Annotated in this window: 17 protein-coding genes and 1 pseudogene; 11 read left to right on the forward strand and 7 right to left on the reverse strand. The window is 64.2% G+C overall.

Annotated elements, in window-relative coordinates; translation table 11 throughout:
- The first annotated feature begins 83 nt into the window (after positions 1–83).
- The 3 genes from ACP15K_RS07225 to ACP15K_RS07235 are packed head-to-tail and all read left to right on the forward strand — an operon-like array spanning position 84 to position 2199.
- The gene (locus ACP15K_RS07225; RefSeq protein WP_193141188.1) at positions 84–1235 is read left to right on the forward strand and encodes a bifunctional 2-C-methyl-D-erythritol 4-phosphate cytidylyltransferase/2-C-methyl-D-erythritol 2,4-cyclodiphosphate synthase; all 1152 of its coding nucleotides are present in this window, start codon (positions 84–86) and stop codon (positions 1233–1235) included.
- On the forward strand, positions 1232–1732 hold the full coding sequence (locus tag ACP15K_RS07230; RefSeq protein WP_424990150.1) for a phosphatidylglycerophosphatase A family protein: 501 nt from the start codon (positions 1232–1234) through the stop codon (positions 1730–1732). The genes ACP15K_RS07225 and ACP15K_RS07230 overlap by 4 nt, the downstream gene beginning before the upstream one ends.
- Entirely contained in the window at positions 1729–2199 is a 471-nt protein-coding gene (locus ACP15K_RS07235; protein ID WP_424990151.1) for a CinA family protein, read from the forward strand. Before ACP15K_RS07230 ends, ACP15K_RS07235 begins: the two co-directional genes overlap by 4 nt.
- On the opposite strand, the gene ACP15K_RS07240 is transcribed toward ACP15K_RS07235, so the two are convergent.
- The gene (locus tag ACP15K_RS07240; RefSeq protein WP_193141191.1) at positions 2188–2646 is read right to left on the reverse strand and encodes a type II toxin-antitoxin system RatA family toxin; all 459 of its coding nucleotides are present in this window, start codon (positions 2644–2646) and stop codon (positions 2188–2190) included. The two genes, ACP15K_RS07235 and ACP15K_RS07240, sit on opposite strands and share 12 nt — an antisense overlap.
- A gap of 71 nt (positions 2647–2717) precedes the next feature.
- Here ACP15K_RS07240 and hpt point away from each other — a divergent pair, with 71 nt between their 5' ends.
- The 4 genes from hpt (at position 2718) to ACP15K_RS07260 (ending at position 4907) form a co-directional block, all read left to right on the forward strand.
- Positions 2718–3257, forward strand: coding sequence for a hypoxanthine phosphoribosyltransferase (hpt, locus tag ACP15K_RS07245; protein ID WP_193141192.1), 540 nt, complete (start codon positions 2718–2720; stop codon positions 3255–3257).
- A 17-nt stretch (positions 3258–3274) separates the two neighbouring features.
- Entirely contained in the window at positions 3275–3451 is a 177-nt protein-coding gene (locus ACP15K_RS07250) for a hypothetical protein (protein ID WP_226925769.1), read from the forward strand.
- A gap of 82 nt (positions 3452–3533) precedes the next feature.
- Entirely contained in the window at positions 3534–4430 is an 897-nt protein-coding gene (locus ACP15K_RS07255; RefSeq protein ID WP_193141193.1) for a c-type cytochrome, read from the forward strand.
- 30 nt (positions 4431–4460) lie between these two features.
- The gene (locus ACP15K_RS07260; RefSeq protein WP_193141194.1) at positions 4461–4907 is read left to right on the forward strand and encodes a c-type cytochrome; all 447 of its coding nucleotides are present in this window, start codon (positions 4461–4463) and stop codon (positions 4905–4907) included.
- Positions 4908–4983: 76 nt separating this feature from the next.
- On the opposite strand, the gene lipA is transcribed toward ACP15K_RS07260, so the two are convergent.
- Entirely contained in the window at positions 4984–5934 is a 951-nt protein-coding gene (gene lipA, locus ACP15K_RS07265; RefSeq protein ID WP_424990152.1) for a lipoyl synthase, read from the reverse strand.
- 184 nt (positions 5935–6118) lie between these two features.
- Between lipA and ACP15K_RS07270 the strand changes: the two genes are divergently transcribed.
- Complete coding sequence (locus ACP15K_RS07270) at positions 6119–6667, forward strand: peroxiredoxin (RefSeq protein WP_424990153.1); 549 nt, start codon at positions 6119–6121, stop codon at positions 6665–6667.
- Between the two features lie 66 nt (positions 6668–6733).
- Here ACP15K_RS07270 and ACP15K_RS07275 read toward each other — a convergent pair whose 3' ends face one another.
- The 4 genes from ACP15K_RS07275 to ACP15K_RS07290 all read right to left on the reverse strand — a co-directional run bounded on the left by ACP15K_RS07275 (position 6734) and on the right by ACP15K_RS07290 (position 9346).
- On the reverse strand, positions 6734–7657 hold the full coding sequence (locus tag ACP15K_RS07275) for a LysR substrate-binding domain-containing protein (protein ID WP_193141197.1): 924 nt from the start codon (positions 7655–7657) through the stop codon (positions 6734–6736).
- 131 nt (positions 7658–7788) lie between these two features.
- Positions 7789–7998, reverse strand: coding sequence for a hypothetical protein (locus ACP15K_RS07280; RefSeq protein ID WP_193141198.1), 210 nt, complete (start codon positions 7996–7998; stop codon positions 7789–7791).
- Between the two features lie 244 nt (positions 7999–8242).
- Positions 8243–8596 carry an antibiotic ABC transporter gene (locus ACP15K_RS07285; RefSeq protein ID WP_424990154.1) on the reverse strand — a complete coding sequence of 118 codons (354 nt, stop codon included), beginning with the start codon at positions 8594–8596 and terminating at the stop codon, positions 8243–8245.
- A 114-nt stretch (positions 8597–8710) separates the two neighbouring features.
- Entirely contained in the window at positions 8711–9346 is a 636-nt protein-coding gene (locus tag ACP15K_RS07290) for a hypothetical protein (protein ID WP_193141199.1), read from the reverse strand.
- Between the two features lie 421 nt (positions 9347–9767).
- Here ACP15K_RS07290 and pyrC point away from each other — a divergent pair, with 421 nt between their 5' ends.
- The 3 genes from pyrC to ACP15K_RS07305 all read left to right on the forward strand — a co-directional run bounded on the left by pyrC (position 9768) and on the right by ACP15K_RS07305 (position 13414).
- Complete coding sequence (pyrC, locus tag ACP15K_RS07295) at positions 9768–10811, forward strand: dihydroorotase (RefSeq protein WP_424990155.1); 1044 nt, start codon at positions 9768–9770, stop codon at positions 10809–10811.
- A gap of 119 nt (positions 10812–10930) precedes the next feature.
- Positions 10931–11605, forward strand: coding sequence for an orotate phosphoribosyltransferase (locus tag ACP15K_RS07300; RefSeq protein WP_193141201.1), 675 nt, complete (start codon positions 10931–10933; stop codon positions 11603–11605).
- 309 nt (positions 11606–11914) lie between these two features.
- The gene (locus ACP15K_RS07305) at positions 11915–13414 is read left to right on the forward strand and encodes a replicative DNA helicase (protein ID WP_424990156.1); all 1500 of its coding nucleotides are present in this window, start codon (positions 11915–11917) and stop codon (positions 13412–13414) included.
- 569 nt (positions 13415–13983) lie between these two features.
- Here ACP15K_RS07305 and ACP15K_RS07310 read toward each other — a convergent pair.
- Positions 13984–14509: pseudogene (locus tag ACP15K_RS07310) on the reverse strand (IS5 family transposase); the annotation flags it as partial.

Here is a 14509-nt window from a genome sequence, read left to right on the forward strand (position 1 = left end):
TAGGCGATAATCCCGGCTGTCGGGCATGGATTGTCTCTCACGGGTGCAAGTCCTAAACAATCGGCAACTGATCGGAGGATCTCATGACCGCCGCTGCTGTCATCGTTGCTGCCGGGCGCGGCACCCGCGCCGGAGGCGCACTGCCCAAGCAATACCAGCCCCTGCGCGGGGAACCGGTGCTGGCGCATACCCTGCGGGCGCTGGCGCGGCATCCGCAGATTTCGGCGCTGGTGGTGGTGATCCACCCCGAGGACGCCGATCTGTTCGCGGCCCTGCCCCACCCGGACCTGCCGCTGAGCGTGGTGCACGGCGGGGCCAGCCGCGATGCCTCGGTGCAGGCCGGGCTGGCGGCGGCACCCGACAGTTGCGACCGCGTGCTGATCCATGATGCCGCGCGACCGCTGGTCAACCGCGCGGTGATCAACGGCGTGCTGGCCGCATTGGCGACCCATCCCGGCGCGGCCCCGGCCCTTCCGGTCACCGATGCACTGTGGCGCGGTGCCGACGGGCAGGTCACCGGCACCCAGGACCGCACAGGCCTGTTCCGGGCGCAAACCCCGCAGGGCTTTCACCTGTCAGCCATCCGCGCCGCCCATGCCGCCCACCCCGGCGGTGCCGCCGACGATGTAGAGGTCGCCCGCGCCCACGGGCTTGACGTGGCCATCACCGCCGGGGATGAGAACAACATCAAGATCACCCTGCCCCAGGACTTCGCCCGCGCCGAACGTCTGCTGGGCGAACGCGAAGGAGCGCAGATGGATATCCGCCTCGGCAATGGCTACGACGTTCACAAGTTCTGCGAAGGCAACGGCGTTGTGCTGTGCGGCATCACCGTGCCCCACGACCAGGCGCTTCTGGGCCATTCGGATGCCGATGTTGGCATGCACGCCATCACCGACGCCATCTATGGCGCGCTGGCCGAAGGTGACATTGGCCGCCACTTTCCGCCCTCGGATCCGCAGTGGAAGGGCGCGCCCAGCGACATCTTCCTGAAACACGCGGTCGATCTGGCCGCCAGCCGGGGCTTTGCCATCACCAATGTCGATTGCACGCTGGTCTGCGAAATGCCCAAGATCGGGCCCCACGCCGCCGCCATGCAGGCGCGGCTGGCCAAGATCATGGGGCTGGAGGCCGGGCGCATCAGCGTCAAGGCCACCACCTCGGAACGGCTGGGGTTCACCGGACGGGGCGAAGGCATCGCCGCCATCGCAACAGCCGCACTGGTGCAGGCATGAGACTGACCCGTGCCATCTGCACCCTTGGCGGCGTCGGGCTGATCCGCCCGGCACCCGGCACCTGGGGCACCGTCGCCTCGATCCCGCTGGCTTGGGTCATTCACGGGCTGACCGGCTTTCCGGGCCTCGTCCTGGCCACGCTGATCGTCATTGCCGTCGGCACCTGGGCCATCGCGCAGGAAGAGGCGCTGACCGGGGCGCATGATGCGTCCGAATGGGTGATTGATGAGACTGCCGGGATCTGGATCGCGCTTTGGCCCCTGTCGGCGGGCCTGTGGCACGCGGGCGTGGATCCGTGGATCTTTCCCTTTCCGGGCTGGATCGGGGCCTTCGTGATGTTCCGCCTGTTCGACATCTGGAAACCCGGTCCTGTCGGCTGGGCCGACCGCAAGAACACCCCCTGGGGCGTGATGCTGGACGACCTGATCGCGGGCATCATGGCCGCCGTGGTGGTGGCGCTGGCCGCCGGGGTCTCGCACGGGCTGATGGGCCAATGACCGTCACACGCATTCTGGACAAGGCCCGCGCCCGTGGGCTGCTGATTGCCACTGCCGAAAGCTGCACCGGCGGGCTGATCGCGGGCGCGCTGACCGAGGTCGCGGGATCGTCCGACGTGGTGGATCGCGGCTTCGTCACCTATTCCAACGCGGCCAAACAGGCGATGCTGGGGGTGCGGGCCGACACGCTGGACGCCCATGGCGCGGTGTCGGAACAGGTGGCGCGCGAAATGGCCGAGGGCGCGCTGGCCCGGTCGGACGCGCAACTGGCGGTTTCCGTCACCGGCATCGCCGGGCCGGGCGGGTCGGAGCACAAGCCCGAAGGTCGGGTCTGTTTCGGCCTTGCCATGACCGGCCAGCCCACCCGGATCGAAACACAGGACTTCGGCGCCATTGGCCGAACGCAGGTGCGCGCCGCCACCGTGGCGCGGGCGCTGGACTTGCTGGAAGCTGCCCTAGACGCCTGACGCGCCGTACAGCGCCTTGGCGCGGTCCTCGAAGGCGCGCACGATGCGCTGCATGGCCTCGTGGAACACCACGCCGATCACCTTCTGCAACACCCGGTTCTTGAATTCGAAATCCACGAAGAAATCGACGTCGCAGCCGCCATCCTCGGCCGGTTCGAACACCCAATGCGATTTCAGGAACTTGAACGGGCCGTCCAGGTATTCGGTGTCGATCTTGCGCGCCTCGTCCCACAGGGTGACACGGCTGCCAAAGCGTTCGCGGAACACCTTGAACGAGATCACCAGATCCGCCTCCATCACCAGCGAGTCGCCCTTGGGCGTGCGCGACCGGATGCGGGCCGCAGCACACCACGGCAGGAATTCCGGGTAGGCGGCCACATCGGCAACCAGCGCATACATCTGGTCCGCGCTATAGGGCATATGGCGTTTTTCGGCGTGACGGGGCATCTGTGTCCTTTTGACGGCAAGACATTGGGCGCCCGTATCGTAAAGTTGCCCCGTGAAATCAAGGGGACGATATGTCAGACCGCAGCTATGTAATCGATCCGATGATCTCGGCCAAGGCCATTGCCGCCCGGATCGAAGATCTGGCCCGCCAGATCGAGACTCAATATGCCGGTGTCGACAAGCTGGTCGTGGTGGGAATGTTGCGCGGCTCGTTCGTCTTCATCGCCGACCTGGTGCGCGAGCTGGACCTGGATATCGAGGTCGATTTCATCGAGGCCTCCTCTTACGGCGACTCCACCATCTCCAGCCGCGAGGTCCGCATCCTGAAGGATCTGCGCAGCGGCATCGAGGGCCGGGACGTGCTGCTGGTCGAGGATATCATCGACACTGGCCATACCATGTCGCACGTCGTTGGCCTGCTGAAGCAGCGCAAGCCGGCCTCGCTGCGCTCGATCGTGCTGCTGGACAAACCCTCGCGCCGCGAGGTCGATGTACAGGCCGACTGGACCGGCTTCCAGATTCCGGATGAATTCGTCGTCGGCTATGGCATCGACTACGCCCAGCGCAACCGCAACCTGCCCTATATCGGCAAGGTGCGCTTTACCGAATGATCCCGCCGGAATGGCTCATGCGGATGTCCAACCTGGTGCGGCGGCCGCCAAGCTGGGCGCAATTCCGGATCCTGCTGCTGATCCTCGCGCTCTGCGCTGCCTTCGTGCTGTGGGAACACCTGTACGGCTGGCCCGACTGGCTGACCCCGGACCGGGGCGTCGGGCGGCGCGGAGCCCCGATCACACCCCTGTGAGGCGGTGACCAAGGGGCAGGACAGCGGCCAATCAATGTGCAAGGATTTCGTAAACACTGCATTTCATTGTGCCGGAGCCTGCATGTCGCGTCTATTTCTTGGTCTGATTGTCCTGTGTGCTCTGGCCGGATTGGGGTGGGTCGTTTCTGCAGGGCGTCCCCTGCCCGAAAGCGCCGTCGCCGGGCTGACCGGCGATCCGGTGGCCGGACAAACCATCTTCACCGCCGCCGGTTGTGCCTCGTGCCACATGGCGCCGGGAGCCGAGGGCGAGGCGCAACTGGTGCTGTCCGGGGGCCAGAAGTTTCCCTCTGATTTCGGCACATTCATTGCCCCCAACATCTCGTCCGACCCCGATCACGGCATCGGCGGCTGGGACCTGGCCGATCTGGCGGGCGCCCTGACCCGCGGTGTCAGCCCCGAGGGGGAGCATTACTATCCGGCCTTTCCCTATACCGCCTACTCCCACATGGCGCTTCAGGACATCGCCAACCTGAAGGCCCATCTGGACACCCTGCCCGCGTCCGATGTGCCCAGCCAGCCGCACCAGGTGGGCTTTCCGTTCAACATCCGCCGCGCGATGTTTGGCTGGAACCTGCTGTATCTGTCCGACCACTGGGTGCTGCCGGTGGGTGACGATCCGCAACTGGCGCGCGGGCGCTATCTGGTCGAGGCGCTGGCCCATTGCGGCGAATGCCATACCCCGCGCACGGCGTTGGGCGGCATGGACATCGACCGCTGGATGGGTGGCGCGCCGGACCCCTCGGGCAAGGGCAAGGTGCCCAACATCACCCCGGCCGCGCTGGATTGGTCCGCCACCGACGTGGCCTATTACCTTGAAACCGGCTTCACACCCGATTTCGACAGTGTCGGCGGCCATATGGCCCATGTGGTCAGCAACATGGCGAAACTGACACCCGAGGATCGCGCCGCGATTGCCGCCTATCTGGGGGCCCTGCCGCCGGTGGCCTCTGCCCCCTGACCTTTTCACCCAAGCCTAGGAGACCCCCCAATGAAATTCCTGACCAGTCTTGCCCTCGTCGTGCCGCTCACGCTTGGCACCATGGCCCTGTCCCATGCCGAGGAAACCAACCCGATCATCAAGGCGCGCATGGAAGCCATGAAGACCATCGGCGGCAACACCAAGGTGTTGGGCGACATGGCCAAGGGCGAAACGCCCTTCGACGCGGAAAAGGCACAGGCGGCTGCCGCCACCATTTCCCAGACCGCGGCCGAGGTGCCGGCCCTGTTCGAGGCGGAAGAAACCAGCGCGACCTCGGAAGCCCTGCCGGCAATCTGGCAGAACTATGCCGGTTTCTCCGAGAAAGCGGATGCGCTGCGCGTGGCAGCGGAAAACGCGGCCTCGCAGATCACCTCGCCCGAGACCCTTGGACCGGCGCTGGGTGCCATCGGCGGCACCTGCAAGGCGTGCCACAAGGACTATCGCGCCCAGAAGTGAGCCTTCGGCTTTAGCGCCAACCAGAGACAACAAAGGGGCCCGCGGGCCCCTTTTTCATGCATGAAGCTGTGTGCGGTCAGCCCTTGGCCAGCTTGGCCAGGCGGGCGTCGCGCAGCCGGGCGAAATCGTCGCCCGCATGATAGGACGACCGCGTCAGCGGCGTCGCCGAGACCATCAGGAAGCCCTTGCCATAGGCGGCTTTCTCGTAGGCCTTGAATTCATCGGGCGTCACGAAGCGATCCACCACGTGATGCTTGAGCGTCGGCTGCAGGTATTGGCCGATGGTCAGGAAATCGATGTCGGCGGCGCGCATGTCGTCCATCACCTGATGCACGGACTGCTTGTCCTCGCCCAGACCGACCATGATGCCCGACTTGGTGAACATCGTCGGATCCAGTTCCTTGACCCGCTGCAACAGCCGCAACGAGTGGAAATAGCGCGCGCCGGGGCGCACTTCGGGGTACAGGCCCGGCACGGTTTCCAGATTGTGATTGAACACGTCTGGCTTGGCCGCAACCACGACCTCCAGCACGTCGTCCGAGCATTTCAGGAAATCCGGCGTCAGAATCTCGATCGTGGTGTCGGGCGCCCGGTGCCGCACCGCGCGGATGGTCTGGGCGAAATGCTCCGCCCCGCCATCTTCCAGATCGTCACGGTCCACCGAGGTGATGACCACATGGTTCAGGCCCAGCTTCTTGACCGCATCGGCCACCCGGCCCGGCTCAAACGCATCCAGCGCATCCGGACGGCCCGTGGCCACGTTGCAGAATGTGCAGCCGCGTGTGCAGATCTCGCCCATGATCATCATGGTGGCGTGGCCCTGGCTCCAGCATTCGCCGGCATTGGGGCAGCCTGCTTCTTCGCAGACGGTGGTGAGCTTGTGCTCGCGCATGATCTGATGGGTCTTCTTGTACCCGTCCGACATCGGCGCCTTGACGCGAATCCAGCTTGGCTTGCGCGGCTGGGCATTGTCGGACCGATGCGCCTTTTCGGGGTGGCGCTGTTCGGGGATGTTCAGATCACGCATCACGTTCCTCCTCCAGTGCCGCATATATAGGCCAGACATGCTGACTTGTCCCGCGTTTAAAACGCATAGCCGCCATGCCCTGGCAAAAATCCCCGCTTCGGCCTTGTAACTGGTTTAGAACATTTCTAAATCAGAGTCATGCCGCAGCGCGGCAAATGTTAGCGTCTGATACAGGATAGTCCCCATGAAAGCTGGCCTCAAACTTCCCGAAGTGACCTTTCACACCCGCGTCCGCGATGACAGCATCGAAGGTCCGAACCCCTTCCGCTGGCAGGACAAGACCACTTCCGACTTTTTCGCCGGCAAGCGCGTGGTCCTGTTCGCCCTGCCCGGTGCCTTCACACCGACCTGCTCGACCTACCAGCTGCCGGGCTTCGAAAACGGCTTTGACGATTTCAAGGCCGAAGGCATCGACGCGATCTACTGCCTGTCGGTCAACGACAGCTTCGTCATGAACAAATGGGCCGAGGGCCAGGGCCTGAAGAACGTCAAGGTGATCCCCGACGGTTCGGCCGAGTTCACCCGCAAGATGGGCATGCTGGTCGCCAAGGACAACGTCGGCTTCGGTGCCCGGTCCTGGCGCTATGCCGCCATCGTCAATGACGGCACCGTCGAAGCCTGGTTCGAAGAGCCCGGCCTGGCCGACAACCACGGCGAAGATCCCTATGGCGTGTCCTCGCCGGAAACCGTGCTGGACTATCTGCGCGAAGCCAACGCCACTGCTGCTGCCTGATCGCAGCCACAGTCGCAGATTCGGAGCGGGCCTTTCGGGGCCCGCTTTTGCGTTTCGGCGGGCCGGTTATGCCTGCTGCGCGGCAGCCGTCTGCACCCGCCGTCCGGCACGCGTCAGCAGATCGGCCAGATCCTGCACCCAGGGCTCCTCTGCCGCACCTGACCGGCGCACCAGCGCCAGAACCCGGAACGGCTGTGGTGTCTCGAACCGGCGCAAGGCGATTTCGGGCGAGGCTGCGCATTCGCTGGCCAGCGCCAGTTCCGGCAACAGGGTCAGCCCGTGGTCGGCCGCCACCAGACGGCACAGCGTCGCCAGAGAGGCCGCCCCCAGATCGACCCGCAGGGCGTTGCGATCCAGCGCACAGACCTCCAGCGCCTGATCGGCCAGGCAATGGCCTTCATCCAGCAACAACAGATCGTCGGGATCCAATAGCGCGGGCCGCAGATGCTCCATCCGGGCCGCAACCCGCGCCAGACGCGGCACCGTGCCCGCCAGCAGGAAGCGGTCTTCGACCAGCGGTTGCGCAACCAACCGGGCATCCCGGTCGGGCTGCGCCATCAGCAGTGCATCCAGCCGCCCGTCCAGCAGTTCAGCCGTCAGGGTCGCGGTCTGCGCTTCGCGCACCTGCAACCGCAGCTGCCCCTGCGCCGCCAGATCCTCGAACACCGCCGGCAGCAGATAGGGCGCCACGGTGGGAATCACCCCCAGCCGGATCACCGCATCCGGCCCGTCACGGCGCGCCGCACTTTCCAGTTCCGTCACTTCCATCAGGATCCGTTCGGCCCGCGCCAGAACCGCCCGTCCGCGCGGGGTCAGCCGGATTTCGCGGGGCAGACGCTCCACCAGCCGCCCGCCAAGGGTCAGCTCCAGCTCCTTGATCTGGACCGACAGCGCCGGCTGGCTGACGTGCATCCGCTCGGCCGCGATGCCGAAATGTCCGGCCTCGACCAGAGCCTTGAAGTATCGCAATTGGCGCAGGGTGACCGTCATAGGCCTACCCTATGGATTCACCCCACTGGCGCAAGTTTCGCCTATGCGGCGCGCGGATCCATGTGCGGAAAACGGTGACCCCGCACAAGGGCCGGGTTCTGGGTGCTGCGGATGCCGATCAGCCGTTGCGCTCAGCTCAGGGACATGTCCCGCAGAACGTGGCGCGAGATTTCGCTCCGCCGCAGGCCCTTGCGTGCCAGCTGCCGGTCGGAAAGCGCATCCAATGCCGCCACCCGCTGCCGAAACTCATCCGACCAGGTCACCTTGTCGAACATCTCGGCAACCGCCTGAAGCGGACTGGAAAGGAAACCGGGGTTCGAAGCGGCCAGGGACTGGGCCATTGGGCAAACTCCTGCATGGTATACCATCGTATTCTTCCCGGGGCCGAGTGGTATCCCCAGCCAAGTCCCGCAGCAACACTCAGTTGCGCAAGCCAGCCCTGTGCGTTTTGCATGGCTGTTGGTGCCATCCTGCGCGCAGCACAGCAAAAAGGCGCAACGGCAAAGCCGTGCGCCTATCCTGTCCGGGCATCCGCCCTGGTCAGCGATCTCCCCGGTCCCGCCCATGGGCGGATGCAATCTCGGGTCAGTTGCGATCCCAGATGTCGAGCCGGGTCAACCGGTGGGCATTGTCCTGGGTGCAGGCCCGGATCGGCTCCAGCGCGGCACCAAGCACCTGGTCGGGGCGCAGCCCCTGCAGCGTGGCGCGCATCGCCTCATCCGCCGCCTGCACCATCGCGGCAGGCTTTTCCATGATCATCTGGGTATTTTCGCCCAACCCCATCGGCCAGAACCCCAGCATGCCCAGGGTGCGCATTGCGATCACCGTTTGCGCTTCCGAGGCCATCGCGGCCAGACTGGTGCCGGTATGGGTCACATCGTACAGCCAACCGGCGTCGACATTGGTTTCGGGCATTGTTGCGGCGGGATCGGAAGCCATCATGGCGCCTGCTTTCTTGTTCTACATGATCCCGGGTTGCCCGCGGGTGGGGCGGCCCGCCGGACCGGCAGGCCGAGGACCGCGCGACTGGCAGGCCGCACGGTCAAATCCAGATCAGCTCTGGCTGTCGGTCGGCTTCAGCGCGTCCGGAACCTGCGGCTTGGCCGGGGTCCGGCGACGGCGCGAGGTCGCATCCGGTGCATCGGGCTTGACGGTCGCCGGCTTGGCCGCGGCACGCTTGCGCGGGGCCGGTTTGGCCGGAACCTCGGCCGCTTCAGGGGCTTTGGTCGTTTTCGCGGCGGGCGCCGGGGCCGGAGCCGCAGCAGGGGCCGGTGCGGCCTTGGGCGCTGCCTTGCGACGCGGGGCCGGCTTCGGTTTCGGCTGCACGGGGGCTTCGGCTTCGACCGGAGCAACCGTCTGGGCCACAACGGTTTCGAGCGGCTTGGCCACAACGGTTTCCAGCGGCTTGGCATCCTGTGCCGGGGCGGGCTTCGGCGTCACCTTGCGGCGCGGCGCCGGCTTCACGGCATCGGGCACGGCCTTCAGGGACGGCTTTTCGGCCTTCGGCGCAGCGGGTTTGGGCGCCGGCGCGGGTTTGGGCGCATTGGCCACAACCGAACCATCGACCGCAATGATGTTCCACGACGGGAACATCGCCATCATCCGACGGGTCATCTCGACCTGCGTCGTGGTACTCCGAAACCAGAATTCCATGCTCTGGCGCCAGATATCGAGCGGCGTCAACATCATTTCACTTTCTCCATCTCTGCGACGGCCGAAAACCTCCGGCCTCGCCTTGGCTTTGTCTGCTGCCGGGAAAACCACAACGGTCCGGCACGGGTGGGGGTGACCCAGAAACCTAGCAACTCCACGAAGTCGCCGCGTTGCGCGCAATGGCGACGCCCCGCGGAAAAACCTACTCTCCGCATGTGAGCACTCTTGCACATTGTGCAACTGCAGCATAGCGAAAATGCGGGGCATTTGCCGGTTTGATCCCGGATTTCGGCCATACCGTGACAATATTGCGGTGTTTTGCGCGTTTTCCCGCCGCCTGAGATTTCAAAAATGCTGCAATAGCACAATCGGACGGACGACGATGCGCGGCGAATCCACAAGGTGCCCCGCGTCACAGGCTCTGGCACCCCGCCGCGATTTTCGCTATGCGACGCCCATGACCCAAAGCCTGACCATCCGCCAGCCCGACGACTGGCATCTGCACCTGCGCGACGGCGACATGTTGCGCGCGGTGCTGCCCGAAACCGCCCGCCATTTCGGGCGCGCCATCATCATGCCCAACCTGGTGCCACCGGTGGTGACCCCGGCCGATGCCGCCGCCTATCGCGACAGGATCCTGGCCGCCAAGCCGCTGAACAACAAGTTCCAGCCGCTGATGACGCTGTATCTCACCGAAGAGACCGAGGCAAAATCCGTGCGCGCCGCCGCTGAAATCGGCCTGATCTCGGCGGTGAAGCTTTACCCGGCGGGCGCCACCACCAATTCGGCCTCTGGCGTGAAGGATTTCGACAAGGTCACGCGGGTGCTGGAAACCATGGCAGTGCTGGGCCTGCCGCTTTGTGTGCACGGCGAGGTCACCGATCCGGACGTCGACATCTTTGACCGCGAGGCGGTGTTCATCGACACGGTGCTTGACCCGCTGCGCCGCCGCATCCCCAACCTGCGCGTGGTGATGGAACACATCACCACGAAAGACGGCGTCGACTACGTCAAGGAACAGCCCGAGGGCCAGATGGGCGCCACCATCACCACCCATCACCTGATCATCGACCGCAATCACATCCTCGTCGGTGGGATCAAGCCGCACTATTACTGCCTGCCGGTGGCAAAACGCGCCACCCATCGCAGCGCCCTGGTCGCCGCGGCCACCTCGGGCAACCCGCGCTTCTTCCTTGGCACCGACAGCGCCCCGCACACGGACGCCAACAAGGAAAGCGCCTGCGGCTGCGCTGGCTGTTTCACCGCCACCAACACGCTGAGTTGCCTTGCGGAAGTGTTCGAGCGTGAAGGCGCCCTCGACAAGCTCGAAGGCTTCACATCGCGCCACGGGCCCGCCTTCTACAAGCTGCCGGTGAACGAGACCACCGTGACCCTGGTGAAAGGCGACCCTGTCACCTACCCGGCCCGGATCGACACAGGCGAGGGGCCCGTCACAGTATTCGACCCCGGATTCCCGCTGCACTGGCGGGTTCAGGACTGATGAGGCTTCTTCTTGGAAAGAAATACTCATGCCTATCCCCCGGCCTCAGGCGTTTCGATTGTGGCTGGGCCGGAAATTTGAGTATTTGCGCCAAGAAGAAATAGGAAAGACCTTCAAACATGATCCCATCCTCCTATCCCGACAAGGCCGAGATCGCGCGTTTGACCGCGCGCATGCTGTTGGAAATCAAGGCGGTGCATTTCAACGCGGCGGAGCCCTTCACGCTGGCCTCTGGCCTGCCCTCGCCCACCTATATCGACTGCCGCAAGCTGATCAGCTATCCGCGGATCCGGTCGACGCTGATGGACTTCCTGTCGGTGACGGTGCTGCGCGAGGCCGGGTTTGAAGCGTTCGACAACATCGCGGGCGGCGAGACCGCGGGCATTCCTTTCGCGGCCATGGTGGCGGAACGTCTGGCCTTGCCGATGACCTATGTGCGCAAGAAGCCCAAGGGCTACGGGCGCAACGCGCGGATCGAGGGCGCGATGACCGAGGGCCAGCGGGTATTGCTGGTCGAGGATCTGACCACCGATGGCGGCTCGAAGCTGAGTTTCGTGGATGCGATCCGTGAGACCGGGGCGGAATGCGGGCATACGGCGGTCATCTTCTACTACGGGATCTTTCCGGAGACAGAAAAGACCCTCGGCGACCATGGCATCGCGCTGCATCATCTGTGCACCTGGCATGATGTTCTGGCCGAGGCCAAGGCGGCGCAGGCCTTCGATGCCGAAACGCTGTCCGAAGTCGAGTCGTTCCTCGACGATCCGCGGGCCTGGCAAGCAGCGCGCGGCTGACGCCCGTCTCGGGGCAGTTGCACCTTGAAGTTGAAGCCGGTCAGGCGCGGGCCTGCGGCGCGTGGCGCGACGGCTGGTTTCGTTGCACGGTCATGCCGGTTTGGGCGTCGTATGCGCTGCCGGTTGGGCGATGACCCCGGCCACCCACCCATATATTGACAGACAAGCCGCCCGCACCGCAAGATCGGGTAAGTCCACAGCACCCCACAGGATCTGCACAAGATTTCCACAGGGTTATCCAATTGCACCGACTCGGGGGAGCGCGTATCCCCCGAGCAACCCAGAAAAAGACGGCCCGGAGGCACAGGCATGAACGATTTGGCAGGGCTGGGGGCAGTGGTTCCGCGCGAGCAGGCGGAGGCCGAAGGCACACTGCCCCACAGTATCGAGGCCGAGCAGCAACTGCTGGGCGCGTTGCTGACCAACGATCAGATCTACGACCGCATCGCTTCGGTTCTGAAGCCCGAGCATTTCTTCGACCCTGTGCATCGCAAGATCTATGAGGCCGCCGCCGCGCGGATCGCCAAGAATGCGCTGGTCACCCCGGTGACACTGGCCACCTTCCTTGAGGACGAGGAAGGGCTGAAGGAGCTGGGCGGGCCGCAGTACCTTGTCCGTCTGGCGGGGGCGGCGATCTCCACCTTCGCCGCCAAGGATTACGCCGAGCTGATCTATGACCTGGCGATCCGGCGCGAGCTGATCGAACTGGGCCGCAACATCGCCACGCAGGCCAGCAAGGTCGATGTGGACACCGGCCCCAAGGACCAGATCGTTGCCGCCGAACAGGCGCTTTACAAGCTGGGCGAAAAGGGCCAGACCGACCGCGGCTTCACCTCGTTCCTGTCGGCGGTCACCGATGCGGTGAATGTGGCCAATGCCGCCTATATGCGCGACGGCGGGCTGGCGGGACTGGCGACCGGGCTGGACGATCTGGACAAGAAGCTGGGCGGGCTGCACCGGTCGGACCTGCTGATCCTGGCCGGGCGGCCGTCGATGGGCAAGACCTCGCTGGCCACCAACATCGCCTTCAACATCGCCAAGGCCTATCAGAAGGGCATCACGCCGGACGGCACCGAGGGCGCGGTCAATGGCGGCGTCGTCGGCTTCTACTCGCTGGAGATGTCGGCCGAACAGCTGGCCGCGCGGGTATTGTCGGAGGCCTCGGAAGTGCCCTCCGAACAGATCCGCCGCGGCGACATGACCGAGGCCGAGTTCCGCCGCTTTGTCGAGGCCGCCAAGACGCTGGAATCCTGCCCGCTGTTCATCGACGACACCCCGGCCCTGCCGATCAGCCAGCTGGCCGCCCGCGCCCGCCGCCTGAAACGCACCCATGGGCTGGACGCGCTGTTTGTCGACTATCTGCAACTGGTGCGCCCGGCCACCGCCAAGGACAGCCGCGTCAACGAGGTGTCCGAGATCACGCAGGGCCTGAAGGCCATCGCCAAGGAGTTGGACATCCCCGTCGTCGCCCTGTCGCAGCTGTCGCGGCAGGTGGAGAACCGCGACGACAAGCGCCCGCAACTGTCGGACCTGCGCGAATCCGGCTCCATCGAGCAAGACGCCGACGTGGTGATGTTCGTCTACCGGGGCGAATATTACAAAGAACGCGAGAAACCCGCCGACGACAATCTGGAAGCCATGGCCAAATGGCAGGACGACATGGAGCGGATGCACGGCAAGGCCGAAGTCATCATCGGCAAGCAACGGCACGGGCCGATTGGCTCGGTAGACCTGAGCTTCGAGGGCCGGTTTACGCGGTTCGGGAATCTGGTGAAGCCGTGGCAGCAGGGGGGTGGTGAAGGGTTTTAGGTTGTGGCCTGAGGTGGGGATGGGCGGAAAACAGGCTTTAGCCGGGCCTGCATAACCAGCCTCAAGTCACGCAAAAACAGACACATCCCAACTAAAATCGTCAACGTGATTTGCTTTGATTGGGATTGAGAGTAGGCTGCTTGAGTTAGTGTAACGGATAGGAATCGACTATAGTGTTGGGAATAGGAAAATAGATACTCTCTTACCATCTGAAATTGAGTTTCTGGTTACCTTGCGTGATGAAACGGCCAAAAGCGATCAATCGGAGCATCATACTGAAATACCTCCGCTTGTCATTCGGGGATCGTTTTTAAGAGAGCTACTTCTCGGCAACCTGGGGAAAAACCAACTCCCCCCAAAAGGCCTTGACATAGAAGGTGTGCAAATCAACGGGAACGTTGACTTACGCGGTTGCAGTGTCAACTGTCCGATTTCACTCCGAAAATGCAAAGTTTTCGGAGATTTGGATTTTACTGGCGCTACGATCATTGAGTTGGTCCTTACCGGCACACTAGTCGGGCAAATTCACTTGAGTGAGATTACTTGTAGGGTCAGGACTCGTTCTTGTCTCAAAGCCAGAACATGACGGTTGCGGCCAATGCGATGGCTGAGAGGAAGACTTTTGGGCATCGGTCGTAGCGAGTGGCCACACGCCGCCAGTCTTTCAGTCTTCCGAACATGATCTCGATGCGGTTGCGGCGCTTGTATCGACGCTTGTCATACTTGATGGCTGTCTTGCGCTGCTTTCGGCCGGGGATACAGGCTCGTATCCCCTTGTCTTTCAATGCTTCTCTGAACCAGTCTGCGTCATAGCCCCGGTCCCCGAGCAGCCACTCGGCATTCGGCAGGCTGCTCACCAATGCCCGTGCGCCGATGTAATCGCTCACCTGCCCGGCGGTGACGAAGAGATTGATTGGTCGCCCCAGGCTGTCGCAGACGGCGTGCAGCTTTGTATTCATACCGCCCTTGGTTCGGCCGATCAGGCGGCCACGCCCCCCTTTTTAACGCCCAGGCTGGACGCGGTGCGGTGTGCCTTCAGATACGTCGCGTCGATCATCACGGTCTTTTCTTCACTGTGTTCGGCGGCCAGCCCAG

The sequence above is a fragment of the Fluviibacterium sp. S390 genome (assembly GCF_049800695.1).
Taxonomy (GTDB): Bacteria; Pseudomonadota; Alphaproteobacteria; order Rhodobacterales; family Rhodobacteraceae; genus Meridianimarinicoccus.